This window comes from Sulfurimonas sp., from assembly GCF_041583195.1.
GTDB lineage: Bacteria > Campylobacterota > Campylobacteria > Campylobacterales > Sulfurimonadaceae > Sulfurimonas.
This window is the reverse complement of the sequence record NZ_JBFHGL010000002.1, coordinates 162,131-187,560: the sequence shown is the minus strand read 5'-3', so window position 1 is coordinate 187,560 and position 25,430 is coordinate 162,131. Positions and strand designations below refer to the sequence as shown.

The 25,430-nt window shown below is 31.9% G+C and carries 24 protein-coding genes; 9 read left to right on the top strand and 15 right to left on the bottom strand.

All coding sequences use genetic code 11. The features are described 5' to 3' along the window. Window positions 1-14: 14 nt before the first annotated feature. The 3 genes from ABZA65_RS02735 to ABZA65_RS02725 form a co-directional block, all read right to left on the bottom strand. A complete protein-coding gene (locus ABZA65_RS02735; protein ID WP_373070341.1) occupies window positions 15-1,928 on the bottom strand; it encodes a diguanylate cyclase domain-containing protein in 1,914 nt (637 codons plus the stop codon). A 97-nt stretch (window positions 1,929-2,025) separates the two neighbouring features. Beyond that, a complete protein-coding gene (locus tag ABZA65_RS02730; RefSeq protein ID WP_373070339.1) occupies window positions 2,026-3,528 on the bottom strand; it encodes an FAD-dependent oxidoreductase in 1,503 nt (500 codons plus the stop codon). Between the two features lie 127 nt (window positions 3,529-3,655). After that, window positions 3,656-5,620 carry a putative bifunctional diguanylate cyclase/phosphodiesterase gene (locus ABZA65_RS02725; RefSeq protein WP_373070337.1) on the bottom strand — a complete coding sequence of 655 codons (1,965 nt, stop codon included), beginning with the start codon at window positions 5,618-5,620 and terminating at the stop codon, window positions 3,656-3,658. A gap of 86 nt (window positions 5,621-5,706) precedes the next feature. Between ABZA65_RS02725 and ABZA65_RS02720 the strand changes: the two genes are divergently transcribed. Then, window positions 5,707-6,123, top strand: coding sequence for a GNAT family N-acetyltransferase (locus ABZA65_RS02720; RefSeq protein ID WP_373070335.1), 417 nt, complete (start codon window positions 5,707-5,709; stop codon window positions 6,121-6,123). On the opposite strand, the gene ABZA65_RS02715 is transcribed toward ABZA65_RS02720, so the two are convergent. Next, window positions 6,118-7,188 carry a PAS domain S-box protein gene (locus ABZA65_RS02715; protein WP_373070333.1) on the bottom strand — a complete coding sequence of 357 codons (1,071 nt, stop codon included), beginning with the start codon at window positions 7,186-7,188 and terminating at the stop codon, window positions 6,118-6,120. The two genes, ABZA65_RS02720 and ABZA65_RS02715, sit on opposite strands and share 6 nt — an antisense overlap. A gap of 121 nt (window positions 7,189-7,309) precedes the next feature. Here ABZA65_RS02715 and pta point away from each other — a divergent pair, with 121 nt between their 5' ends. Both pta and ABZA65_RS02705 read left to right on the top strand, forming a co-directional pair. Continuing rightward, on the top strand, window positions 7,310-9,406 hold the full coding sequence (gene pta / locus ABZA65_RS02710; protein ID WP_373070331.1) for a phosphate acetyltransferase: 2,097 nt from the start codon (window positions 7,310-7,312) through the stop codon (window positions 9,404-9,406). After that, entirely contained in the window at window positions 9,387-10,400 is a 1,014-nt protein-coding gene (locus tag ABZA65_RS02705; protein WP_373070329.1) for an acetate/propionate family kinase, read from the top strand. The genes pta and ABZA65_RS02705 overlap by 20 nt, the downstream gene beginning before the upstream one ends. A gap of 20 nt (window positions 10,401-10,420) precedes the next feature. Here the strand turns inward: ABZA65_RS02705 and ABZA65_RS02700 are convergent, their stop codons facing one another. Next, a complete protein-coding gene (locus tag ABZA65_RS02700; protein ID WP_373070327.1) occupies window positions 10,421-10,639 on the bottom strand; it encodes a cold-shock protein in 219 nt (72 codons plus the stop codon). Window positions 10,640-10,858: 219 nt separating this feature from the next. Here ABZA65_RS02700 and ABZA65_RS02695 point away from each other — a divergent pair, with 219 nt between their 5' ends. Next, the gene (locus ABZA65_RS02695; RefSeq protein WP_373070325.1) at window positions 10,859-11,410 is read left to right on the top strand and encodes a hypothetical protein; all 552 of its coding nucleotides are present in this window, start codon (window positions 10,859-10,861) and stop codon (window positions 11,408-11,410) included. On the opposite strand, the gene ABZA65_RS02690 is transcribed toward ABZA65_RS02695, so the two are convergent. Then, a complete protein-coding gene (locus tag ABZA65_RS02690; RefSeq protein WP_373070323.1) occupies window positions 11,407-11,970 on the bottom strand; it encodes a putative metalloprotease CJM1_0395 family protein in 564 nt (187 codons plus the stop codon). The genes ABZA65_RS02695 and ABZA65_RS02690 overlap by 4 nt on opposite strands. A gap of 97 nt (window positions 11,971-12,067) precedes the next feature. Between ABZA65_RS02690 and ABZA65_RS02685 the strand changes: the two genes are divergently transcribed. Together ABZA65_RS02685 and ABZA65_RS02680 are read left to right on the top strand one after the other, a co-directional pair. Then, window positions 12,068-12,274 carry an RNA-binding S4 domain-containing protein gene (locus ABZA65_RS02685; RefSeq protein ID WP_373070321.1) on the top strand — a complete coding sequence of 69 codons (207 nt, stop codon included), beginning with the start codon at window positions 12,068-12,070 and terminating at the stop codon, window positions 12,272-12,274. A gap of 29 nt (window positions 12,275-12,303) precedes the next feature. Beyond that, the gene (locus tag ABZA65_RS02680; RefSeq protein ID WP_373070319.1) at window positions 12,304-12,780 is read left to right on the top strand and encodes a cytochrome c3 family protein; all 477 of its coding nucleotides are present in this window, start codon (window positions 12,304-12,306) and stop codon (window positions 12,778-12,780) included. A 5-nt stretch (window positions 12,781-12,785) separates the two neighbouring features. Here ABZA65_RS02680 and ABZA65_RS02675 read toward each other — a convergent pair whose 3' ends face one another. The 3 genes from ABZA65_RS02675 to ABZA65_RS02665 form a co-directional block, all read right to left on the bottom strand. After that, on the bottom strand, window positions 12,786-13,139 hold the full coding sequence (locus tag ABZA65_RS02675; RefSeq protein ID WP_373070317.1) for a nitrous oxide-stimulated promoter family protein: 354 nt from the start codon (window positions 13,137-13,139) through the stop codon (window positions 12,786-12,788). 30 nt (window positions 13,140-13,169) lie between these two features. Continuing rightward, window positions 13,170-14,624: a hypothetical protein gene (locus ABZA65_RS02670; protein WP_373070315.1), complete on the bottom strand. Its 1,455-nt coding sequence runs from the start codon at window positions 14,622-14,624 to the stop codon at window positions 13,170-13,172. A 74-nt stretch (window positions 14,625-14,698) separates the two neighbouring features. After that, window positions 14,699-15,409, bottom strand: a complete 711-nt coding sequence (locus ABZA65_RS02665; RefSeq protein ID WP_373070313.1) for a DUF445 domain-containing protein — start codon at window positions 15,407-15,409, stop codon at window positions 14,699-14,701. Window positions 15,410-15,474: 65 nt separating this feature from the next. Here ABZA65_RS02665 and ABZA65_RS02660 point away from each other — a divergent pair, with 65 nt between their 5' ends. Further along, entirely contained in the window at window positions 15,475-15,882 is a 408-nt protein-coding gene (locus ABZA65_RS02660; protein ID WP_373070311.1) for a hypothetical protein, read from the top strand. Here the strand turns inward: ABZA65_RS02660 and ABZA65_RS02655 are convergent. Both ABZA65_RS02655 and ABZA65_RS02650 read right to left on the bottom strand, forming a co-directional pair. Continuing rightward, window positions 15,874-16,005 carry a hypothetical protein gene (locus ABZA65_RS02655; RefSeq protein WP_373070309.1) on the bottom strand — a complete coding sequence of 44 codons (132 nt, stop codon included), beginning with the start codon at window positions 16,003-16,005 and terminating at the stop codon, window positions 15,874-15,876. The genes ABZA65_RS02660 and ABZA65_RS02655 overlap by 9 nt on opposite strands. Further along, complete coding sequence (locus ABZA65_RS02650; protein WP_373070307.1) at window positions 16,006-16,401, bottom strand: rhodanese-like domain-containing protein; 396 nt, start codon at window positions 16,399-16,401, stop codon at window positions 16,006-16,008. It abuts the gene before it with no gap. 77 nt (window positions 16,402-16,478) lie between these two features. Between ABZA65_RS02650 and ABZA65_RS02645 the strand changes: the two genes are divergently transcribed. Together ABZA65_RS02645 and ABZA65_RS02640 are read left to right on the top strand one after the other, a co-directional pair. Beyond that, window positions 16,479-17,789, top strand: coding sequence for a M23 family metallopeptidase (locus ABZA65_RS02645; protein WP_373070305.1), 1,311 nt, complete (start codon window positions 16,479-16,481; stop codon window positions 17,787-17,789). Between the two features lie 39 nt (window positions 17,790-17,828). Then, window positions 17,829-18,197 carry a hypothetical protein gene (locus ABZA65_RS02640; RefSeq protein ID WP_373070303.1) on the top strand — a complete coding sequence of 123 codons (369 nt, stop codon included), beginning with the start codon at window positions 17,829-17,831 and terminating at the stop codon, window positions 18,195-18,197. Here the strand turns inward: ABZA65_RS02640 and ABZA65_RS02635 are convergent. The 4 genes from ABZA65_RS02635 to ABZA65_RS02620 all read right to left on the bottom strand — a co-directional run bounded on the left by ABZA65_RS02635 (window position 18,194) and on the right by ABZA65_RS02620 (window position 25,429). Continuing rightward, window positions 18,194-20,413, bottom strand: coding sequence for a PAS domain S-box protein (locus tag ABZA65_RS02635; protein WP_373070301.1), 2,220 nt, complete (start codon window positions 20,411-20,413; stop codon window positions 18,194-18,196). The genes ABZA65_RS02640 and ABZA65_RS02635 overlap by 4 nt on opposite strands. 22 nt (window positions 20,414-20,435) lie before the next feature. Further along, complete coding sequence (locus tag ABZA65_RS02630; protein ID WP_373070299.1) at window positions 20,436-22,343, bottom strand: methyl-accepting chemotaxis protein; 1,908 nt, start codon at window positions 22,341-22,343, stop codon at window positions 20,436-20,438. A gap of 108 nt (window positions 22,344-22,451) precedes the next feature. After that, window positions 22,452-23,942 (bottom strand): NADH-quinone oxidoreductase subunit N, encoded by a 1,491-nt coding sequence (locus ABZA65_RS02625; protein ID WP_373070297.1) that lies wholly within the window; start codon window positions 23,940-23,942, stop codon window positions 22,452-22,454. After that, window positions 23,942-25,429, bottom strand: a complete 1,488-nt coding sequence (locus ABZA65_RS02620) for a NuoM family protein (RefSeq protein WP_373070295.1) — start codon at window positions 25,427-25,429, stop codon at window positions 23,942-23,944. The genes ABZA65_RS02625 and ABZA65_RS02620 overlap by 1 nt, the downstream gene beginning before the upstream one ends. Window position 25,430: the final 1 nt, after the last annotated feature.

Here is a 25,430-nt window from a genome sequence, read left to right as displayed (position 1 = left end):
AGTTTAAATTCTGGTTACTCCGAATATATCTCGTAATTATCAGGACCTTTTTGTTTTGCTTTATACATAGCTTGATCGGCATATTTTAGAAGTGATTCTTCATCTTTTGCATGATCTGGATAGATACTTATACCAATACTTGTAGATGGGATCATGTTATGGTTTTTAATACTAAGCGGCTCACTAGTTTTTTGGATAATTGCTTTGGCTATTGCAATAATATCCTCTTTATTTTGTATATCATTTAAAATGATTGCAAATTCATCTCCGCCAAGTCTTGCAACGGTATCTTCTTCCCTGACTGCACTTTTAAAACGTTTCGCTACCTCTTTTAAGAGATGATCACCTGTTTCATGGCCATATGTATCATTTATGTCTTTGAACTTATTAAGATCCATATATAAAACTGCTAACTTGTAGTTATGCCTTTTTGCCATACTTATGGATTGTTCAAAGTTATCGTTAAAGTGTATACGATTTGCCAAAGATGTAAGGCTGTCATGTGTAGCAAGATATGACAGGTTGTTCTCATAATTTTTTCTATCGGTAATATCGGAAAATACAGATACATAACCGTTTATATTATTGTACTCATCAGTAATGGCAGTTATACTTTGAAGAGTGGTAAAATACTCTCCGCCTTTGCGTCTGTTGTTTAATTCACCGTACCAAAATCCTTTTTCATTTAGTTCTGTCCACATTTTGTTATAAAACTCTTTTGTATGTGCACCTGATTTTAAAAAGCTAGGGTTTTTACCTTTAACATCTTCAAGTGTGAAGCCTGTAATTTCTGTAAATCTTCCATTTATTCTTCTAATCTTAACATCTGAATCAGTTATAAGAATACCTTCATGAGTATTCTCAAATACGAGTGATGCCTCTTTTAGTATTTGTTCATTTTTCTTGAGTTTGGTTATATCTTCTACACTTGACCAAATAAGATCTTCACCGTTAATATGTAAAAGTGAACCTGAAAGCCTTACGTTAAACAAGTGACCATCTTTATGTATGTATTCTTTTTCGTATGGACCGTATGAACCGTATTCTTTCAAGCTATAAAGTTGTTTTTCCTCTTCTTTTTTATATTTTATAGGTGTCAGATCCCAATATCGAAGTTCTGAAAGTTCATCTTGTGTATATCCTACTAATTTTGAAAAAGCAGGATTTATATCTAATAGCCTTCCATCTAAATCTGCTAATGCTAAACCAATTTGAGATTTGTTAAAAAGTAAGCGGTTATAGTTTCTGCCGTGCTCAATTTCTTCTGCGAGAGGTCGTGTAATTTTTATAATTAGACTACCCCCTATAATCATTAAAAGTAATCCGCCTAAAGTAGCATATATAGCCTCTATTTTATATGGTTCTTTGATCTCATCAAGATCTATTTTTGCAACTATACCCCAGTTAAGTGATTCAATCGGTGTATATGCTGCAAGAACTTTTACACCCCTGTAATCCAGCCCTATAAACGAACCTGTTTGACCACTTAAAGCTCTACGCATAGGTTCGGCCAGTTTTGAGTTTTTAAAAGGGATAGAGTTCATTCTGTCAACTTCATTATGACGGTGTCGAAGTAAAAAATGGATTTTATCATTTTCAAGTTTTGCAAGTGTAAATTCACCGCTTTTTCCAAATCCCATAAATTCTTTATGAGCATGTATTAAATTGTCTAAAACCTCTTTTGTTAAAAATTCTAATGGCTTTTCATGATCGTGCATTTGATGTTTGAAAATTGTATTGATCATGCTAGCCTGACTGTGTACAACTTCATTTAAACGTATCTTTTGTTGTTGACAACCTATTTTATAAAGTTTATACACAGATATAGTTGTTGTGAAAATAATTATTGCTGCCATTATGGCAATAAGGTAGTAAGGGGATCTAAGTAGTTTTTTAAAGGATGTAGAATTATGGTTATATCTATTCACAACGAGTTCCCCGCTCTTAAAGAAAAAAGAATTTATTATATAGCAGGGAACTTAAAGGAAATCTGTTGATTTAAATTATATTTTATTATTAAAGCTTCTATTTTAACTTTGAACTAGGTGCATTCCAGAATTCATCTTCTGGTTTACCTGCGATAATATCTTTGTTATATTTCTCATGTGTACGTTCAATCTCGGCACGGATAAGGTTTACAACAGCTTTTTGAGCACGAAGAGGCTCAGGTAATACACAGTATTCACCCTCAGTTAACTCATCGTTAAAGTGCTCTTGATTAAACTCTTTTCCTAGATATTTTGCAATGTATTTTGCATCACGTTCAGCGTTACCCAAACATGATGTAGCACCAGGTGATGGAGTCATATTGAAAATAAGACCCTCTCCTGTGTAGATCGAAGCTTCTCCAAGCATAAGTTTTTGCTCATCTTTGTTCAGAACTTGTGGGCGAACACCACCAAAACCGTCTGCATATTCAAACTCATCTAGTTTAAGTCCAGGTACTACTTTTTTAGCTGCGCGTAAAAACAGGTACTTGTTTAATAAAGGCACTTCGTAGAGGAAATTAGTAAGTAGGTAGTTACGTATATCACTCTCTTTTAAAAGTTTCCAAAGGGCTTTAACAATGTTCATATCAAATCTCAGAGTTTTCCAAAAATCCATATAAGTTCCAGGTTTATAACGCTCTAACTTTGGTAAAACAAGTGCAGTAGGACCAAAACGTGTGTTTCCATCAGCTAAAATATCTGGATCACCGTGAAGTGCTGCAAAAGGAAGTTTTGGATTTTGGATCATATAAACTTTACCGTTTAGTAGTTTTTTCTGTGTCATGTAAAAACTACCTGCAACAGGAAGACATCCAAGATTATGACCAAAGCCCATACGGTGTGCTAGGAAAAGTGAATGTGCACCTGCATCTGTAGCAACGAAGTCTGCATAAAAGTTACCTGTTTCAGTTTTTACAACATATCCGCGTTTTTTAGAACGCTCAATATCTTTAACTTCTGTGTTAAGGTATAGATCAACCGTTACGCCTTCTTGAGTTTTTGCACGCTCTACAAAATCAACAGAGAGTTTTTTAAAGTCAACTGTAGTCCATTGACCTTGTGTACCTACACCAACTATATGCTCAGGCCTTTCATTGCCATCTTCATCATATACTACACGAGGCTCTAACTCTTTTAGTTTTTCTTTGTCCCATACCTCAAGATAAGGAAATAATTTATTAAACTCTTCAAATCTGTGAAGTAAAAATTCTACCTCTTTTTCACCTACACCAAGTGCCATTTTTTGGTGAGAAAATATCACTTCATTTTGAAGTTGGTTATTTAAACAATATCTCTCAACCATTTTAGAAGTACGTTTGGTAATAGCCGCTTTTTCAAGAGTGTAGTTTGTTTCTATATCCCCAGCGTGGATAGTTTGTGAATTACTGGTTCCATTAGAATTTAGTGTAGATATACCTTCATATTTTTCAATAATTGCTATAGATTTTATATCTGTATATCTTGCAAGCGTATAAGCTAGTGCTGTACCGGTAATACCGGCACCAACAATAATTACTTCATAGTTGTTTGTTTTTGACATTATTTTCCCTATATCTTTAGCTTATTGAAATTATAACAAAGATTTTTATTTAATAATGGTAAAAATAGTGTAGGAGACTTTTATCAAAATAATAGGATTAGATCTAAAAGACTTAGCATATGATATGCTAAGCTTCAATTTCCTCTTTAGGTTTACCAAAGTAGTAACCCTGCACGTAATCGACACCAAGTTCTGAGACCTTGTCGTAAACATCTTTTGAACATACAAACTCTGCCACTGTTTCTATATTCATTTTTTTAGCAAATTCTATAATTGTCTGAGTAATAGTTATAGAGTTTTTATCTACATCTATATTTTTAACCATAGAACCGTCTATCTTTATATAGTCAACTTTCAATTTCATAAGGTATTCAAAGTTAGAGTAACCAGTACCAAAGTCATCTATAGAAATTTTAGTACCAAATCTTTTTACATCATTTATAAATTTAAATACTTCATCAAAGTTCTCAATACCTTCAGATTCTATGATCTCAAACACTATATTATTACTAATGTTAGATTCTTGTAGTTTTTTCATGATATAACTGTTTGTTTCTTCGTTAAGTATATCTTCAACAGATAAGTTTATTGATACCTGTTTGTTTGAGTCTTTAAAAATATCGATCGTTTTATCTAGCATAATTTTTGTAAGTTTGTGATAGATTTTATTCTTTTTAGCGAGCTCTAAAAAGTGTATAGGCGGTATATACGTTCCATCGTCATTTTTAATTCTTACAAGAGATTCATACTTAACAATTTTTTGTGTCTTACAATCTATTATTGGCTGAAAAAGAGGTACTATTTTGTCTTCATCTATCGCTTTTTTCAGGCGCTTAGACCATAAAAAGTTTTTCTCGTATATTTTAGACATAGCCATAGAATCATCGTAAATCAGATAGTTCTTTTTCTCTTTTTTGGCAAGTAGCATTGCTGTATCTGCATTTGGAAGTAGCATGTGCGTACCATGAGATATACCTATTGTTGCACTAATATTTATCTCATTTGTAGAGTTAATGATAAAAGTTTTATGTAATATTTTTTCAATTAGCTCATCTACAAAATGTGTAAACTCATTTATATCTATATGACTTTCACATACATATGCAAACTCATCAGAATGTAGACGGTAAAGTGAATCATTATCTGGGATAATTTCTTTTAGATAATTTGAAAATTCTATTAAAAGTGTGTCTCCTGAGTCATCACCATAAAGATCATTTATTTCTTGAAATGAATCTATATTTATAATCATTAAAATAGCAGGTTGTTCTTTATCGAGAAGTTCAATAATTCTTCTTCTGTTTTTTAAACCTGTTAATGGATCGTTATAAAACTGATATTCTATAGAGTCTAACATAGAATTAAACACATCTTTTATAGAGTCTATTTCCTCTATTTCTTCATCTATGTTTATTCTTTGTCTCATATCATGAGAAGTTGTTATATTTTTTATAACACTTGAAAAGTTTTTAATAGGTTTAATTATATATTTTTCAAGCTCTATAAATATAGCTAAAAATACGACTAATGAAAATATTGTCATAAAAAGGATAAAAAAGTTTACCATATAGTTTAGGGATACTTTTAACTCTTTTATAGGATATGAGACATTTATAACACCAAGAGTATCACCGACATTTGCATTTGTATGGCATTTTAGACAAGCATTTTTGGCACTTACAGGGTAAAAATATTTTATATTTGATTCTTCGCTTATATCTAAGGTTTCTATTCCGGACATAGCTTTTTTTACATCCATATTATTTTCTCTTATCTGTTTGTCATTTTCTATTTCACCGTAAAGCTCAGCAACCAAAGGGCTTCTATAGACGTTGATTCTCATGTTTTCATCAACTCTATTAAGCCTGTTTATAATTTCTTTTAGATCTTCTTTTGTCCATCCTCTTTGCATAGCAGAATAGAGTGATTCAAAGACAAGGCTACTTGTCTTCTTAGCATCTATATGTGCTACCTCCGAAATAGCTTTCTTTTTCATATACTCCGCATATGAATATGAAATTGCTATAGTGACAACTAATGTAAAAAAAATTATCTTAGCAGTTATCTTTGTAAAACTAGTGTTTTTACTCAAAATAAACCTCGATCATTTATGGTCCTAAATATTCAAATTATTAATATTATATCAAATGTTTTTGTTTAATAGTGTAAAATACACTTATGCAAATAAGAGAATTAGATTTAAAAGAGCTACCAGAAGCTTATGAGGTTTTATCTCAGTTAAGAAGTGATCTGAAATATAAAGAATTTGAAGATTTAGTATATGATATGCGTCATAAAGAGTATAAAATGATTGGAGTTTTTGAAGGTATAGAACTTGTGACGTATGCAGGTGTTTTTATACAAACAAACCTTTATCACAAACGTCATCTTTTTGTAGACGATCTTGTAACATATGATTCATTCCGTTCACGCGGTTACGGCGATGCAATGATAGAGTACTTGATTAACTATGCAAAAGTTGCGATGTGTGAAAATATAGTTTTATCTTCTGGTCTGCAAAGGGTAGATGCACACAAGTTTTATGAGAAAATGGGGTTTGAAAAAAAATCTTATATGTTCGTAAAGAGTTTATAAATTTCTTAGATATATAAGTGTTACGTCATCTTCAAATTCATGCGAAGATATCGTATCAAAAGATTTTACAATAGAAGACGAATCTTCAATGATTTTATCCGGTATATGGTGTTTTAAAGATTCATGTTCATGCTCTATAATTCCATCTGTATAGATCATAAGTGATTCCCAGTCATCTAGTTTTACGGTATCACATTTAGGCATTTCAGAGAAGTTCATAAACGGTGTATTGTTGGCTTTGAGTTTCAAAACTTCATCTTTTGTTTTGATCAAAAAAGGATACATACCGCCAGATGAATAAGTTATGGTTTTTTTGTCTTGACTTATAACTATCAATGAGTATGAAATTTGTTCATTTTCCGCTAAAAAACTTTTTGAAGTATGATAAGTTTTCTCTACAAGTTCTTCTAGTGTATCTACTTTATGAATAGCATAGTTAAGCATAGAAGATATCCCAAATACTGTTAAAGCTGGAGAAATACCATGCCCCTGACCATCAATAACGTAAATAAATGTTGAACCGTTTTTCATTTTATACATTGAGTAAAAATCGCCGCTTACAATATCTGATGGTTTATAGATAACTTCATACTCTTGTTTGTTTAGATCATTTTTGATTCCGCTTTCAAGCTTCTCTTTGGCAAGATTTTCCTGATCGCTTTTATATTTGTTTATATCATCTAGTTTTTTATTTAATCTTTTAAGTTCTGTGATGTCGTGGCGGATTGATATATATTCTACAATTTCATCATTTTCGTCAAGAATTGGGAATATAGAAGCTTCAACAGTATACTTAGAACCGTCTTTACTTCTGTTTGTAACTACTCCATGCCATACGTTTTTTGACTTTATAGTTTCCCATAAATTTTTGAAAACTTCTGAGGGCATATCGGGGTCTCTAATTAAACTGTGAGATTTACCTATAAGTTCATCTTCAGTGTATCCTGATACTTTCATAAATTTTGAATTTACATAAGTTATTCTACCGTTAATATCGGTCTTGGACACAATGTTGGTTTCATCAACCATATTTTGATACTGTCTGAGCAATAATTTCTTTTTCAAATCGCTCTCAAAGTTGTCGTTTTCATTAATCACCATCCTAAAATTATATTATAAAAACTTGTGATTACAAAATTATTACTGTGTGAATAGTAACACTATTACATCATGCTATAATATCTTTATGAAAACAAAATCTTTGTATATATCATCACAAGAAAAAAATGCCGGTACGCTTTTCATTACTATGGGTATGATGGAAGTGTTAAAGACAAATATTCCCCGAGTTGCTTTTTTCAGACCTATTGTCTATGATGAAAGTGTTATGGATGGGGACATAAGCTTTATAAAAGAGCGATACTCTTTAGATATGAAGTATGAGGAATGTTTTGGTTATGATATAGAGTTTGTAGAGCAAATGATATCTGAGAACAAAACAAATGAGCTTATAAATCTTCTGATCAAAAAGTTTAAAAAACTTGAAGATGAATATGATTTTGTTTTATGTGAGGGGATCAGACGCTCATTTTTAACAAACACCATAAATTTTGACATAAATATACTAATCGCCCAAAACTTTGGTTCACCAGTTCTAAACATACTTAGTGCAAAAAATAAAGATGCAGATGATATATATGAGTATATTTTAATAGAAAATGAAAACCTAAAAAGAGAAGGCTGTACACACTTTGCTACATTCGTAAATAGACTTGATGAGAAACAGCTAGACCTTTTAAGTAAAAAAACAAAAAATATTGATGATGTATATCTGTTGCCTGAAGTTGAAGAACTTACATATCTTAGCATTGCAGACGTAATTAACGGACTTGATGCAGATGTCGTTATGATGGATGAACTTGATAACTCAAGAGTTATAAAATCTGTAAAAGTCGTAGCTTTGTCTTTAGATAATTTCTTAGGTGTTATAGAAGATGGCGAACTTGTAATAGTACCGCCTGACAGAAGTGAAATTATACTTGGTATTTTAGGTGCTATTTATTCTAAAAATTATCCAAATATAGCCGGCATAGTTTTCCCTTTTGAATTAGATATGCATCCTAATATTCAAAAACTTATTGACGGGCTTAACGATATAAACACACCTATACTATCAGTTACTACAGACACATATGAAACTGCAAAAAATATATCAAATCTAAGTTCAAGACTAAGGGTTAATAGTACCCGTAAAATTGCACTTGCTCTTGGTATGTTTAATAACAATGTAGATATTAAAAAGATAGAAGAAAAAATTCAAAACTCACAAAACGATGTCATGACACCTATGATGTTTGAATATAAACTTTTTAATATAGCTTCACATAACAAAAAAACTATAGTACTCCCGGAATCAGATGATGATAGAATTCTCCGTGCAGCAGATATTATATTAAAACGTGATGTTGCAAATATAATATTGCTTGGAAATGAAGATGAGATAAAAGACAGGTATGGAAAACTGGGACTTAACTTAGAAAAAGCTACAGTAATTGATCCTAATAGATCTGAATTAACAGATAAGTTTATAGATGAGTTTTATGAGATGAGAAAAGCAAAGGGACTTCTTCGTGAAGGTGCTGCAGATGCAATGACTCACGTAAACTATTTTGCTACGATGATGGTACACTTAGGATATGCTGATGGTATGGTAAGCGGGGCTAAACACTCAACTGGAGATACTATACGCCCGGCACTGCAGATTATTAAAACAACTCCTGATGTATCATTAGTTTCATCTGTATTTTTCATGTGCTTAAAAACAAAGGTCCTTGTATATGGAGATTGTGCTGTAAATCAAGATCCTACAGCTAAACAGCTGGCTGAAATAGCTCTCTCATCTGCTAAAACAGCAGAAGCTTTTGGAATAGATCCTAAAGTTGCGCTTTTATCATACTCAACGGGTGACAGCGGAAGTGGTGCTGATGTTGACAAGGTGAAAGAAGCTACTAAAATAGTTAAAGATATCTGTGATAAGTATGAGTTTGAAGGTCCTATTCAATACGATGCAGCAATAAACTTGGATGTAGCAAGTAAAAAACTACCTGATTCAACAGTGGCAGGACATGCAAACGTACTAATTTTTCCAGATCTCAATACTGGTAATAATACATATAAAGCAGTTCAAAGATCATCAGGTGCTATTGCGATCGGACCAGTTCTTCAAGGGTTAAATAAACCTATAAATGATCTAAGCCGTGGTTGTTTGGTGGATGATATAGTAAATACGGTTGCAATAACGGCAATACAGGCAGGGCAAAAAGATGAAACTAGCTGTCATTAATTCAGGAAGTTCATCTTTAAAATTTAAACTTTTTAACATGGAAGATGAGAGTGTGATTTTTCAGTTAAATTTAGAAGAGATAGATTCCCATGTAGATGCACTGAATAAAGTCATAGAAGAATTATCAAAAATTGGAATAAGTTTTTATGAACTCGATGCAGTAGGTCACAGAGTTGTTCACGGGGGTGAAAAATTTAAAACTGCTACACTTATTACTAGTGAAGTCATAAAAAAGATAGATAAACTAAGTCTTCTTGCACCGCTTCATAATCCTGCAAATCTTCAAGGTATTATATCTGTTGCACATATTGCTCCAAATATAAAACAATATGCCGTTTTTGATACTGCATTTCATACTACAATGCCACAAGAAGCTTATATGTATGCACTCCCTTATGAGATGTATGAAAAGTATGGAATTCGTCGTTACGGTTTTCACGGAACAAGTCATTTTTACATTGCCAAAGAGGCAGCTAAAAAGTTGAATAAACCTCTAAATGAATTAAATATAATATCTATGCATCTTGGAAACGGTGAAAGTATATGTGCGATAGAGAATGGAAAAAGCATAGATACGTCTATGGGCTTTACACCTCTTGAAGGTCTTATAATGGGTACGCGTAGCGGTGATATAGACCCTGCAATAGTGCTGTATTTACAAAGAACACTCGGATATGATGTAAATGAGATGGACAATATACTTAATAAAAAGTCCGGACTTAAAGGTATTTGTGGAGAGAGTGACGTTAGAACAATAATCGCCTCAGACGATCAAAGATCAAAACTCGCACTTGATATGATGGTAAGACGTGTTAGAAAATACGTAGGTGCATATATGAGTCTTTTAGAAAGAGTAGATGCTCTTGTATTCACAGGCGGAATAGGGGAACATTCTGAATATATACGAGATAGAGTGACTAAAAATTTAGATGTAAAAAATGTTTTTGTAATCGATACAAATGAAGAGTTGGAGATAGCTAGACAGATAATCTAGCTATTTGTATATATAAAAGATTATACAGCTGTTACGTTTTCAGCTTGAGGACCTTTTTGTCCTTCACCTATTTCAAATGTTACTGCTTGTCCATCTTTTAGTGTTACACGACCACCATCTGGATTGTTTACTTGACGAAAGTGTACAAATACATCTTTTCCACCATCTTTTTGTTCTATGAAACCATAACCTTTTTCATCGTTGAACCACTTTACTGTTCCATCTAATAGCTCTGCCATTGTCTACCTTTAAATTATATGCGAATCAATCTAAAAAATAGACTAGCTCTATTTCTATCTCTCATCTTATGAGAAAGTATAGCCAAAGTTTTAGAAAATTTATATGTTTTTTGAAAAATTTTATAAAAAATTGTTAAAATATGTCGATATAATGACTAAGAGGAGAAGTTTTTACACAGTTAATATTTCTCCAAAAAATCTTGTACTAGGGGGTGTGAAATGGAAGTCTCATCAAATATGTCTAGGACTGGTTATATAGCTAGCAATAAAGAAGCTAATCCGATTAAACCTTTGTATACTCAAAAACTTTCAAAAGATGAAGTTAAAGAGATTAGAGAACAGATTGAACAAAATTCGCTTGCTTTTACTTTTAACTTTACAAATATTCAGATAGGTGTTTCTGAAAAACAAGATGACTTCTTATCTCAATATGAAGATTTTCAAAATTTTCTCAGTGATATTGGTTATGAGGGTAAACCTATAGCTGAACTCTCACAAGAAGAAGCTGCAGCTTTAGTAGCTGAAGACGGTTTTTTTGGAGTTACTCAGACATCTGAACGTATAGCAAACTTTGTTATCAACGGTGCAGGCGGAGATGAAAATCTAATGCGTGCAGGACGTGAAGGTATGCTTGAAGGTTTTAAACAAGCTGAAGAGATGTGGGGAGGGGAACTTCCAGAAATATCTCAAGAGACTATGAAGGCTGCGATTGAGCTTGTAGATAAAGCTATGACTGATTTAGGATTTTCAATTATAGATCAGAGTGTTTAAGCGGATATGTCTATTCTTATAAGAGAGGTGTTTTCTTCATCTTTCTTATCGTTTGAAGAAGATAAATTGTCGTATGCTTCTTTTGCTTTTTCTTGTTGAGCTTGAATCATCATAGCTCTGGCACTCGATGCTACAGACATGTCTTGTGCACTTGGATCAGCTGGAGCTAGTGCTGCAGCAATAACTTGCTGAGCGTTTGAAATGATCTCTTCTGGCTTAGAACCTTTTGGCATAGATATAGGTACTTCACCGCCAACGGCATACATTTTTCCATCAGGTCCGCGCTCATATGTAAAGTTTGCACCACCTGTCATACCGCCACCTGCTGCTTGATGGGCAGCTTCGTGAGCTCTTACTTCGGTATCTCTGGCTTGAAGCTCAAAAACAACTCTTTTTTCATCTAGTTCCAACTCGTTTTCATTTTTTGGTTTTTCTTCTTGAGTAGCAGTATCGCTTTTTGTTTCTTCATCACTAACACTAGAATCTAGCTGATCTTTGTTGTTTTGGTTGTAATAGTAACTATTTGAATAGTCAAGTGCATAATTATTACTTATATCCATAATCTAAATTATACATCTGATAATTTTAAATAACACTTTAAGAAGTTTTTTAATATTTTCGCTATTATTTTAAAATTAATACAACGGAAAAATAAATATGATAACTTTTAAATTAGAAGATGACTACATTGAACTTTACAAACTTATAAAGATACTTGATTTAGTTGATAGCGGTGCTCAGGCAAAAATAATTGTAGCAGAAGGCCACGTGATAAGAAACGGAGAGGTTGAAACTAGAAAAAGAGCAAAAATTATAAGCGGTGATACAATTCAGATAGCCGATGTGATCATTGAGATTAAGTAAATAAACATAGATTGTTTAAGGAATAGCAGATGAGAAGTGTCCTTACTAAAAGCATTATAATAATTTCGCTTCTTTTAACAGGACTATATGCAGTAGTTGTTCCAAATGGTGAAATCAATGATACAACATCTGGTAGTGAAGAAGAAACTATAGTCTATGCCCAACCTGATAGTGTGAGTTTGGTATGCTTAGGTTGCCATGATGGAGTTAATGCTTTGAATATGGCTATAGGAAATGGCAGAAATATTGGAAATTTTATGGAAGGCAGTCATCCCGTATCAATTGAATATATTGAAGGTATAGCTGGCTTAAGACCTAAAACCGATGCCGTAACGGCTATTAGGGGTGCTAAAACTGTTAACGATTTACTAGTAAATGGTAAAGTAGAATGTATTAGTTGTCATGACAAATACGGAATTAAAGATGGTGATCCTAGCCCTTATAAGCGATACCTTAGAAATGAGAATAAAGGCAGTGCTTTATGTTATGCTTGCCATAATAAATAGACTTATCATAGAGATCGAGTAAACATCTTTTTAACTTTTATAAATCCAAGTCTTAACCCGCTATAACGCATAATTTTTGCTAAGAGTTTCCACTTTGGTCTATCATAACATGGCTCTGAACATTTTCTACAGCTAGTTTTTTCTTCATACGGGCATTCCTGAAGCCTTTTATATGAGTAGTGCAGTGTATCTTTACACTCATCGCATAGATTGTAGTGAATCTGCATGTTGAGATCTTCAGACCTATATATAAGTTCTATAAAACCGTCATTTTTTTCTTCTATGTGTTCATGGTCACAATAGTATTGAATAAATTTTGAAACGGTTTTACAATCTTGAATAAATTTTTTTTGCTTCATATATTGTTGTCCTAAAGAACAGGTAAATAATTAAATAGTCTGCCTAGTTAATTCAGGATTGTAACATTTTTGAATATATATTCCTGCTATTGCTAAAAATACACCTGTAATGGCACTAATAAAAGCCAAAGACGAAAACCATATAAGTGCTACTAAACCAACAATATGTTTAGGTACATCTAAACCATTGTCTTTGTCACTTATATATGCAGCAACGCGATATACTTGGTTTTGATTAACCATTTTATTCATCTCATATTCTAGTTCAGTTTGATCTTTTTTAAGTTCAAATATTTCGGCATCCAATAGTTTAAGCTTAGATTGTATTACTCTGTAATCTTCATATAACTCTTTCTTTCTAATGTTTGCTCTTTGAATTATACTTGATTTATTTTGTATAGCTGTTGACGTAAACTCTGCCAATTCTGAACGATATTTTTTTTGTTGTTCTTCATTTGCATTTTGTTGTTCTTTAATTTGGTTATTTAGATAATCGATGCGAACTCTTATTGCATCAATACGTTTTTGATAGTTATTACCAACTATTTGCAACTGTTTTTGAAGTTGTTGTTCTGTACCTGTTTGTTGATCAAGTGCTTTAGAACCTGTCGCAAAATCAGATACCTTATATAAACGCTTTTCTTTTTTTTCAATTAGTGCTCTATATTTTTTTTCAACAGCAGGTCGAGTAAGAAAGTTAGCATCTTCCATTTTTCTTTTCATTTCAGCTTTTAAATCATCTAGTTCTTTAGATAATTTTTGTTTATCTATGCCTGCACCTTTAAGATTTTTATTTAGCAAGTCTCTTAAACGCTTTTGCATTGTTTCTCTTTCTTTATCCCAGGCTTCATAAATCTTGCTTTCTTTATCATAGAGTGTATTTAATTCAGCATCAATCTTTTCTTTAAAGTTTTTGTCTATATTATTTAACTGGTTTTGTATATATTCACTCTGACGTTCAACTTGTTGATTAAAGTTCATATTTGCTTTTGCTAATGTATTTGCATATTCTACTTCTATCTTTTCAGCTTTAATTGTATCTATAACCTGTTTTTTATGTTCTATATCATCAATTTTACCTTGAAGTAGAAGAGCTTCATTTTTACGTTCTTGAATTGCAAATGTTAGGTTTGAAAAGTTTCTTTCAAAACCATTCATCATAGTCTCAAATGTGATAGTTACCAATAATAAAACGCCAATAAACAACATAATCCTCCAAGAAGTATGTTTGGCATACATTAAAGCTGTAGCAATAGGTATTTTAGTAGCTTCAACAACTGCAACTAGTAAAAATGGAAGTCCTGCTACAAATATAGATGAATAATCATTAAATGTCATATCTTTATCAATATGATTAATAGCTTCATAGGCAGAATAAGCAACAATTACTGAAATTAAAAAGCCTATCATTACAGCTATTATTTCAACAACCCATGCAAATTTAACTAGCCTGACACCTATCTGATAAAGTCTTGGATTTCCCATTATATATTTCCCTCAATAATTAAATCGCGCTATTATACTGTAATTATTAATTATGATAAATAGTTTTTCTATAACTATAGAATAAACGAACTTATTAATCCAATAAGTCCACCAAAAACACCACCCCAAACAACAAGCCATCCAAGATGTGTTTTGATGAGTTCTTGGATTATATCTTTTACCATTTTAGGCGTCATTTGATTTAATCTTTCATCTATTATACTCTCAACTGAGCTGATCAGGTCATCACTTAAATGAGAACTTTTTATGTGTTGTTGGAGAGTTTTATCAAAACTCTCAGATGATGTTATTTTAATTACTGCACTTTTCAGTTTTGTTGTAAACGGTTCTCTTAATCCTTCTAATGCTTTTTCACCACCAAACATACCTAGCATTCCACCAAAAGATGATTCCATAACTGTTTTTGTAAGTGCATCGTATGCAGGTGAAAAGTCGGTTTTTCCTATAATTGGTGTTAAATCAATCTTTTTTTCCTCTTTTTCAAAAAAGTTCTCAAGCTGCTCTTTTGTAAAGAACTGTTCCATCATAAGAGTTTTAATTGAAGTCTTAAAAGACTCAAACTTGTTTGGTATAACTCCTGAACCGTAAAGCAGAGGTACACGCTCAAACAGCATATGTATAGCCAGTTGATTTGTGATAGCACCAGATAGTGCAAAAAGCCCAGTAAATAAAAAGTATTTTGATATCGATTCGTCTATAAAAAAAGATATTAAAATCAATAAAATAGCAATAAAGTTTGTTATTAAAGATTTGTTAAATTTCATATATATCTCCTAAATTAAAAGCGAAATTATACAAAAAAAGATAACATACGCAAAAAAGATATACAATGAAAAAAGAAACTTACGAATTATTTAGATCAGCATCTATGGATGAGATCTTAAAAGTTATAGATACAGAGTTACAACGAAGAAATGAATCACCATTCTGGACTGATAAAGTAGTCCCTTTTTCACGTGCTATATTAAGTGTACTTACAGTATTGCGTGATGAGAACAGATTATTTACACCTGAGGGTAAAGATGCGGATGAGTTAACACCTGAATTATTTTTTGCTTGGAGTGATTTTGTAAGCTTAAAACTATTGTATTTTAGAGCAAAAGATGTTGATTTAGATGTTTTAGGTGAGTATTTACATAGATATAATGTAAATTTAGAGAATGAAAATTTGGATTTTCCAATATCTAACTATAATCTACACCAAGGTGTAAGTAATGTTATAAAGTCTTTACTCTAAGCCTAAGACTTTATAAAAAACAACATATAAAAATCCCCAAAACAAAAACACTACAAGTGCTATAACACTAAATACAACTACAACTCTTGAAAGTAAGTGAAATAAAAATTTTAAAAATGTCATCTATTTTTTATAGCTCTGTGTCGGTAAACCTTTTGCTTTAACATAAACCATACCACCAAGTAAGTTAGTGACTTTATAGTTTAATTGTGATGATAAAAACTCAGATACTACCTGAGTACGACTTGCAGTCCTGCAAATAAGTGCAAAAGGTTTTGTAGTATCAACTTTTTTATTTAGTTCAGTTAAAAAAGCCTGAACGTTATATCTGCCTCTTTCATCGAAAAACATTATTGGTATTGAACCTTTAACTAAACCTGTTTCATACCATTCAGGTGGCGTTCTAATATCTACTATAGGGATTTTAGAGTTTATCAGCTCAAGAGTAGGGTATTCATGTTTTAGCTCTGCAAAAATAGATATATTTAAAAGAAGTAAAAATATTAAAATTTTTTTCAAAATTATATTCCTTAAATTTTTGTATAATTGTATCTATAAAAAATAAACTACTATATTTTATATAAAAAAGTTTGTACATGTTTAGAATATTTCTTTTGCTTGCTATGTTATATGTTTCCAGTCCAACCCAAGAAAACGGACAACTATTCTCTAACCTTTCTAGACCTCTTTTTGATGCTATAGAACCAACTGAAAAGTTATCAAAAGATATTAAAAATATTTCTGAATTAAACAACTATGTCAAAAAAGCAGAGTCACTTTTAGAACTTTCAAAAAACATAACACGTTCAACTGATAAGCAAAAAATACAAGATTACTTCAAAAGACTAAGGGCACTTCAAAAGGAGTATGATCTTTTAGTATCTAAAATAAATAAAGAGATAGACAATTCTATAGACGCTGACAAATATAATGATTTTATCTGTTTAACATCCTATGGTTATGATGGTTTGTTGAAGAACTACGGACTATATGAAAAAGCAGTCATATATTACAAAAAACATTCTCATAAGTTAAGAAGCAAATATTTAGATTCAAAAATAGAGCTAAAGTCTTTTACGCAGTATTCAAATAGTGAGTTAGAGGTTGCGAGTAAAGAAGTAACAATAAACTCTGCTAAAAAGCAAAGTAGTATAAAAAACAAAGTTGGTTTAAGAGCAGAATTAGCCAAAGGTTATATTAGAATTATTGGCTGGAATAACAACGTTTTCAATGTAACTACGACACTAAAGTTAAAATATAAAAATTTAAAACCAAATATAAATATGCCAAAAGCTTTTGTATTAAAGCCAAACAAACAGAGTGAACTATTTAGACTCTATCCAACTGGAAACACTCCATCATACAAATTAAGTTACAGATATATAATGGGTGCATTCAATGCAGTTCATGATGATAGTTATACTTATAAACTTCCTTACGAAACCGGCACGTCTCAAATGGTAAGTCAAGGTTATAACGGCGAATCTACACATAAGGGAAGAAGTAAATACTCTATAGATTTTGCTTTAAAAAAAGGGACTAAGGTTTTTGCTGCACGTGGGGGAGTTGTAGTTAAAACTAAAGAAGATTCAGATAAAGCAGGATTCTCACAAGAATTTGCTAAGTATGGCAATTTTGTTACTATACAACATGAGGATATGACTTTTGGAACTTACTACCATTTACAAAAAAATGGTGCTATGGTAAGTGTTGGAGACAGAGTAGAGAGTGGAAGTTTCATAGGCTACTCAGGTAATACCGGTTACTCAAGTGGTCCACATCTACATTTTAGCGTTTTTAGTGTAGATGATGATTGTATTAGTACAAAGACTATACCTGTTAAGTTTATTACATCAAATGGTGTTAAAGAAACTCTTAAAAGGGGTAGTTATTATAAATCGAAATAAAAGTATAATTTCATTAAATATTATAAGGGATAAAAATATATGGCTTCACAAAAAGCAATAGATAATTCAAAGCGTCTAAGATATGTTAGAGCATTAGAAAGATTTCATAAGAGCATAATTTCCTACCTTTCAAATACAGAAAATCTTACAAAAGAGAGTTATTCAAAAAAGATAGATAACGCGCAAAATCTTTTAAACAGAGTAGAGGAAATCTCCTTATATAAAGGTGAGTTACAGGATCTGCAAAACTTAATAAAAAAGATGATATCTTACAAAGATAGTGATGATGATATTGAGAATATAAAAGAAGATATATTATATAGCTCAAACCAGTTAGACAAAAGTAAAAACGCAAGACGCTATAAAAAAGACAAACACCAAAAAAGCAAGTTTAAAGATTGGGATTAATCTTTTAAACTATTTTTTACTTCCAAAAATTTATCTAAATTTTCAATCAATAGATCAACTAGTTTTGGATCAAAATGTTTTCCCTTTTCCTCTTTAAAAAACTCAAGTATTCTATCTAACTCCCAAGCTTTTTTATACACTCTGTCATGTCCAAGTGCATCAAATACATCTGCAATTGCAGTGATCCTGCCAGATATTGGTATCTCCTCACCTTTTAAACCACGAGGATAACCACTGCCGTCATATTTTTCATGGTGTGTTAATGAGATCTCTGCTGAGGTTTTTAAAATATCTCTGTCTGAGTGTTTGAGCATGTCATAACCTATCTCTGCATGAGTTTTCATTATTTCATACTCTTCTAAAGTTAATTTGGCAGGTTTTTTAAGTATAGAATCCGGAATGCCAACTTTACCTATATCGTGCATAGGTGATGCTTGTTTTAATAGGTTCGCTTCATCATCATTTAGTCCGTAAAGTTTAGCTAAAAGGTAAGTAAAATTAGAGACTCTTTTTACATGTTGACCAGTCTCTTTGCTTCTTGTCTCACCTATTGCTCCCATTGTTAAAACAACTTCTTTTTGGGTATTTATAATATCTTCGTTTAGTTTTACAAGCTCTGTAATATCATACATAATTTGAAGATGTTCAGAAACATTATTGTGCAGGTCTATAATAGGATAAAAAAGATTTTTTGTTATATATCTTTCGCCACTTTTATTTATATTTGTTAGAGTTGCTTTTACTATCTCTTTGTTTGTAAGTCTATCTTTTATCTCTTTACAAGTGTTGTCTTCAATGTGTTTTTTATCTTTTAACTCAGAGCATTTTTTTGTTTTTAATTCATCAATAGTATATCCGCTTAGCTCACAAAACTTTTCATTTGCATAGATAATCGTACCGTCAATATCTGACTTTGATATTGCAGTTGTTGAATTTATAGCTTCTTCGTATTGTGCAGTATAGTTTATATTTTCCTCTAAACTTTTACTCTTAGTATCTAACTCATTTTTTAGAATGTTTTTATACTCTTCTAGCTCTGTAACATCAATTCTAATACCGATATATTCTTTAAGAGAACCATCTTGATTGTAAATAGGTGCTATCTCTGATATTACGTAATAAGCCTTGCCGTCTTTTCTTCTGTTTTTAACAAGACCTTTCCACATAGAACCGCTTTGAATTGTGTCCCACATATCCTTAAAAGCCTCTTTTGGCATATCAGGGTGTCTAACAATGTTGTGCGGTTGTCCAAGCAGTTCTTCTTCAGAATAGCCTGATATGTTTTGGAAGTTCTTATTTACTTCTGTAATAACACCTCTATGGTCAGTAATTGAGAATATAGATGCTTCCTCTACGGCTTTTTTAAACTGGTTCAAATAAGATATATTGTCTTCTAATTTGAAGTTAATCTCATCCAGTTTTTTATTTTTTTGCTCAATTAATTTAGCATCGGTTATATTTGTAAATGTAGCTATATAACCTCTTATTTTTTCAAAACAGTTTAAATCATAAGAGACTGTAGTATCAAACCATAGTTTATTACCTGAAGATGATTCTATCTCAAGTTCACCTCTCCAATTTCCTTTTTCTTCAATTGTTTTAAATATGTTTTTATGAAGATCAGAGTTATTGTCTTCTGGGTTTAAACAATGATTTCTTTTTCCAATAACATCATCTTTGTTAATCTCAAGTAACTCACAATATGCAGTAGACACATCAATAATCTGTTTTTGCAGGTTTAGTGTAATTCTTGGAACATGCTTATCTATTATGTCTAATTGGTTCTCGATCATATTTATATGCTCTTGTCTCTCTCCAAGTGCATTTGAAAGGGAGTCTCTAAGACGAAATAATTGAAGTGTATTTTTTACTTTTGAAAGAAGTTCAACTTTATGAATAGGTTTTATAATATAACCAACTCCGCCTGACTCAAAGATTTTTGATATACACTCATCATCATTTAGTATTGTTAAAAAAATGATAGGTATTTCACTAGTCATTGCATTGGCTTTTAAGATATTTGCAACCTCATAGCCACTAGTTTCTGGTAGTTGAACATCTAGAAGTATTAAGTTTGGTCTATTGTTCTCAACGATGTAAAGAGTAGAATCTAAATCATTTGCTGAATCTATGTCATATTTCTGATTAAGTTCTTTTTTTAAAGTTTCAAGCGAATTTTCATCACTGTCAACCAGTAATATTTTTTCTTTATCCATTGATCTCAATGCACCTGTTTATTTAGTTTTTAGATTCAATTAAAATTTTATCTAGTAAATCAAATAACTCTTCACTTGCTTGTTCCATTCTTTCAAAATTACTGATTATCTCTTCAGTATTTTCAAGTGTAGTTTTACTTGGATTATTATCAATATAATCAAGATTTTTGTTTGCATTGTCATGTACAATTGCATGAGGTACAGACATCTTAGCATAAGACTCAGTTTTCTCAAATCTTCTTTTACCTTCCGTGTCATACCATTTTCCAAGTTCACATTCATGAGGTGTATTTGTTGGAAGAACATGCTCAAGATTCATAATTGAACTGTATGCACGGTATTTATAAAGAATATGCTCAATTTTAGCCAGAACAACAAATATAGAGTTTTCCATCTGATACGAGTTGCTAACTATAGAAGAAGAATTTTCACTAAGTTCTACAAGTGTACCTTCAAATTCACCTATTTTCTGAGTTGAACCATCAACAGTATCAAGCATAGATGCTGAACTTGATTGAATATCACCCATACCTTGTTGTAGAGATTTTATACTTATTGATATTTCCCCTGTAGCTTTGTGTGTTCGTTCTGCCAGTTTTCTTACTTCGTCTGCAACTACGGCAAAGCCGCGTCCATGTTCACCTGCACGAGCAGCTTCAATAGCGGCATTTAATGCAAGAAGATTTGTCTGATCGGCAATGTCTGTAATTAACTCTATAACAGATGTAATCTCTTGTGTCTGTGACGCAAGTTCAGCAATAGAATTGTTATTGGTATTAACTTGTTCGTTAAGAGTATTTAACTCTTCAACAATAACTTCAATATTTTGTCTTGAATCATCTGCTAGTTTTGATGCAGATTTTGTAGCACTTGTAACTGTCTTAAGATCTTCTATATTAGTAGCTAGGTCTTTTTGAATAACTGTAAGAGATTCTGAAACCTGAGTTGATTTTTGGCTAAGTTTTGAGTTGAATTCGTCTCGTTTGCTTTTATGGTGTTGATTTTCCATAAAGTCTATACTATTAGATACGTTTTCTATTGCATCAACAAACTCACCATGCAAACCGTTTGAAGATATTTTTTTTGAAAAGTTACCTTTTGATGCGTTTACAATAGAATCGTTGATCTCATGAATAGTAGTAGAGATCTGATCCATTAAAGTTTTAAGAGCATTTCCCATACGACCAAGTTCTGTTTCATCATTTGTTTCTTTTTGATCAATTTTAAAAGATATATCACCGTTTGAAGCTCTAGCAATCAGTTTAGAGAAATTTTCAATACCGTTGATTACATAGTTTTTAATTATTGTAGCCGTTACCAAAAGAATAACAGTGAATATAAGACCAAATATTAAGATAGAAAACTTGAACATATTAAGTTCATTCCCTAAGCTGTCCGAGTCTTGTGTAAGTTCATTCTCTTTATATTTAACCAGTTTTTGAAATGAGTCTCTAGATTTATTCGCATATGGTGTTAGCTCTGTTTTATATTTATGATAAAGAGTATCTTTTTTGTTTTTTATATCTTCTAAGTTTAACGACTCCATCATAATCATTGATTGGTTTAAAAATAGCATAGTTGAGCTCTTTGCTTCTTTAACCATAGATAAAGCATCATCGTTTTTCATGATCTCTTCTAATTTGTTAAAACTATTATTGATAGAAGAAACTCTGTCTCTTAATTTTTTTATATTTTTGTCATAATCTCCACCAAGTAGTATATCTCTAGATGTTCTGCTTATATAGTTTAGATTTTTTTCAATACTTAGAGTGTTTAGTGCTCCCATCATTGAATTTTTGTGCAAATGGTCATATTGTGAATTAATTAAATTAATTGACCAGTAAATTAACATAGTAGCTAAGAAGATAGCTATTGTTAGAGAGGTAATGAAGTAATTCATTTTAGATTTTATGCTTAAAGTTTTAGCCATGAGTAGATCCTATAAATTAAAAATAGTAATATTAGTATATCATACATAAGCCATTTTAATCTGATATAAAATAAATGTATGACTAATTTGTAACTTTAGTAACATTTTTTAATATGTTTTTAATGATTGAATAGCATCCTCTGCAATATTTATAAGTCCATCAGCCCCTGGAACTACTGAAATAAGGTTTGTACCGATGCCACCCCATATAACAAATACAGCCATAACAAAGATTAGTATAGTACTCATATCTATCGTAAGTGTTCTTTTTTGTTCATCTGTTGAATAAAAATACATCACTGCAATTAGTTTAAAATAATAGTATACTGAAATAAATGCCGTCAATATACCAAGTGCGGTTAATAAGATTTGTCCAGATTGAATTGAACTTGTAAAGATGTAAAATTTACCCAAAAAACCTATAGTTGAAGGAAACCCTGCAAGCGAGAGCATAAATATACTCATGAACAGAGCCATATACGGTCGTCTGTCTGCAAAACCTTTAAAGTCATCATATGTAAAATCAGATTCTTCCTGAGATGATAAAAAACTGATTATTCCAAAAGCTCCAACGGCACTTATAAAGTAAGCTATTAGATAAAACATCAACGACGGAGCTGCAAGTTCTGCTCCAAGACCTATAGATGAGAGTGCTATTAACATATATCCCGTATGTACAATGGATGAAGCTGCCAGCATCCTTTTTATATTTTGCTGAGATATCGCAAGTAATGATCCACCGATAAGTGTAGCTATAGTGATGATCTGAAGCATCTCAATCCAAAAATCGTGGATGGATGCAAAGTTTACCAGATACAGTCTAAGTATCAGTGCAAAAACAGATATTTTAAAAGTCGACGCCATATACATTGTAATAGGAGCAGGTGCACCTTGGTAAACATCTATAACCCATGAATGAAAAGGTACGGCACCTATTTTAAACATAACTGTGATCATTATTAGTGATGCACCTACAAATATAATACCCATATCGTCTATATTTGTTGTATGAACATAGTGTGTTATATCATTAAACAAGGTTGAACCTACAGCTGCATATATTAATGACACACCGAGCATAAAGATAGCACCGGCGAGTGAACCAAGTATTAGATACTTCATCATGGCCTCAGAACTTGTTTTTTTGTTTTTATGGTATCCCACAAGAGTATATATACTAAGCGATGCAATTTCAAGTGATATAAAAGATGAAATTAGCTCATTTGAGTGTGAGAGTAACATCATTCCAAATACACTAAATAAAAGTATTGCAAAATACTCACCGTTGAAATATTTACGGCTTTTAAAATAATCCATATTTATTAAAAGAGTTAGAATCGATCCGATTGTGAACATCAGATCAAATGTCTTTGAAAATTTATCGATTATAAATGTCTTTCCAAATGCAGACTCAAAAAGGTACTCTGAATCAGGTTTATCGTTAAAAATATAAAGTTGTAGTGCTAAAGATATAACTAAAAAAATGATACTTATGATATTAAATTTGCTAAGTGAAATTTTATTTTGACTAAGAAGCATTAGTGTAAATGCTCCGACAATCATTACAGCCATAGGCGATGCATATAGTAGATCAATCATTATCTCACTCCTGAAAATAGTGGAGTTATACTCTCAAGTGAGTTTATAATATAGGGCTCGATAAAAGGTGTAAAAAGAGATGGAGCTATACCCGTTAGAAGCAGCATGATTACAATCGGTGAGAGCATAAGTATCTCTTTTAGATTTAGATCTTGAGCCTCTGTATTTTTGACACACTCACTTACTTGACCAAATATAGTTCTTTGTAACATCCAAAAAACATATAAAATAGCCATAATAACAGTAGTAGCCGTAAATAAACCTACAATTAAACCTGCACTTTTAAATGCACCAAGTATTATTAGCAGTTCTGCAACAAAACCGCCAGTTCCTGGAAGCCCTGCTATGCTTAAAGCAAAAAAACTGAAGAAAAATGTGAATTTTGGAAGCTTACGAGCGACACCTCCAAGTTCAGAGATCTTTATGGTTTTAAATCTTTTGTATGTAAGTCCAATCATTAAAAATATACCTGCAGAAGCAAGTGCGTGTGTAGCAATAAAATATAGACTTCCGGCCCATGCATAAGAGTTTGCTAAAATCATACCAAGGGCTATAAGTGAGAGGTGGCTTCCCGATGCAAAAGCAAACATTTTTCTTAAATCATCTTCCGTGACAGCACGCACGGCATAATAGATCATCCCAAGAATTGCTATAAAGATGATGTAGGGCATATAAAATACAAGTACCTCTTCAAACAATGAATATCCAAAACGCCAAATTCCATATACTCCAAGTTTTGCCATAATGGCAGATAATATTACAACAGCCGGAGTAGGGCTAGAACCGTATGCCGGAGCCATCCATGTATGAAATCCAAGTAGAGGGATTTTTATGGCAAAAGCGAGTAAAAAACCAACTGCGAGCCAAGATGTTGCTTTTGCGCTAAGTGAGAGAGTAGCAAGATCATCAAGATTAAAACTCCAAACACCGTAAGTGTGAAAATATATATAACCTATGTATATGATCGAAAAGAGCATACTCATTGATCCGAGTATTGTCATAAGCAGTATCTTCATCGCATTAAACTGCTTCATACCGCTTCCGTACTTACCAATCATTATAAATATCGGCAGGAGCATAGTCTCCCAAAACAGATAAAACAAAATCAGATCAAGTGATAAAATAGCACCGCTGACACCTGTTTGAAGAAGCATCATATTGTACCAGTAGCCTTTTCTTGACTCGTTTTGCATATAGATATACAGAAGTGGCATTAAGAAACTAACCAGTAAAAGAAGTACGAGGCTCAATGCATCTACACCAATATGGTATGAAAATCCTGCACTGCTGATCCATTCTGATGTTATACTAAATTGCATCATCATATCTGGATTGAAGTTAAGAGTTAAAAGCAAACTAAAGAAAAATACAAGTAGCGATGAGATAGCAGCTCCGGCTTTTAAAATAGTTATATTGGCTCTTATGCTACCTAAAATTATTGCTGTTACAACGGGTGTGAATATTATATAAGAAAGTATATTTTCCATT

Bases quoted from the DNA above. Each gene is read 5' to 3' on its own strand.
- ABZA65_RS02730 (WP_373070339.1), bottom strand. From the start codon at position 3,528: ATGTCAAAAACAAACAACTATGAAGTAATTATTGTTGGTGCCGGTATT.
- ABZA65_RS02720 (WP_373070335.1), top strand. From the start codon at position 5,707: ATGCAAATAAGAGAATTAGATTTAAAAGAGCTACCAGAAGCTTATGAG.
- pta (WP_373070331.1), top strand. From the start codon at position 7,310: ATGAAAACAAAATCTTTGTATATATCATCACAAGAAAAAAATGCCGGT.
- ABZA65_RS02705 (WP_373070329.1), top strand. From the start codon at position 9,387: ATGAAACTAGCTGTCATTAATTCAGGAAGTTCATCTTTAAAATTTAAA.
- ABZA65_RS02700 (WP_373070327.1), bottom strand. From the start codon at position 10,639: ATGGCAGAGCTATTAGATGGAACAGTAAAGTGGTTCAACGATGAAAAA.
- ABZA65_RS02695 (WP_373070325.1), top strand. From the start codon at position 10,859: ATGGAAGTCTCATCAAATATGTCTAGGACTGGTTATATAGCTAGCAAT.
- ABZA65_RS02690 (WP_373070323.1), bottom strand. From the start codon at position 11,970: ATGGATATAAGTAATAATTATGCACTTGACTATTCAAATAGTTACTAT.
- ABZA65_RS02685 (WP_373070321.1), top strand. From the start codon at position 12,068: ATGATAACTTTTAAATTAGAAGATGACTACATTGAACTTTACAAACTT.
- ABZA65_RS02680 (WP_373070319.1), top strand. From the start codon at position 12,304: ATGAGAAGTGTCCTTACTAAAAGCATTATAATAATTTCGCTTCTTTTA.
- ABZA65_RS02675 (WP_373070317.1), bottom strand. From the start codon at position 13,139: ATGAAGCAAAAAAAATTTATTCAAGATTGTAAAACCGTTTCAAAATTT.
- ABZA65_RS02670 (WP_373070315.1), bottom strand. From the start codon at position 14,624: ATGGGAAATCCAAGACTTTATCAGATAGGTGTCAGGCTAGTTAAATTT.
- ABZA65_RS02665 (WP_373070313.1), bottom strand. From the start codon at position 15,409: ATGAAATTTAACAAATCTTTAATAACAAACTTTATTGCTATTTTATTG.
- ABZA65_RS02660 (WP_373070311.1), top strand. From the start codon at position 15,475: ATGAAAAAAGAAACTTACGAATTATTTAGATCAGCATCTATGGATGAG.
- ABZA65_RS02655 (WP_373070309.1), bottom strand. From the start codon at position 16,005: ATGACATTTTTAAAATTTTTATTTCACTTACTTTCAAGAGTTGTAGTT.
- ABZA65_RS02645 (WP_373070305.1), top strand. From the start codon at position 16,479: ATGTTTAGAATATTTCTTTTGCTTGCTATGTTATATGTTTCCAGTCCA.
- ABZA65_RS02640 (WP_373070303.1), top strand. From the start codon at position 17,829: ATGGCTTCACAAAAAGCAATAGATAATTCAAAGCGTCTAAGATATGTT.
- ABZA65_RS02635 (WP_373070301.1), bottom strand. From the start codon at position 20,413: ATGGATAAAGAAAAAATATTACTGGTTGACAGTGATGAAAATTCGCTT.
- ABZA65_RS02630 (WP_373070299.1), bottom strand. From the start codon at position 22,343: ATGGCTAAAACTTTAAGCATAAAATCTAAAATGAATTACTTCATTACC.
- ABZA65_RS02625 (WP_373070297.1), bottom strand. From the start codon at position 23,942: ATGATTGATCTACTATATGCATCGCCTATGGCTGTAATGATTGTCGGA.
- ABZA65_RS02620 (WP_373070295.1), bottom strand. From the start codon at position 25,429: ATGGAAAATATACTTTCTTATATAATATTCACACCCGTTGTAACAGCA.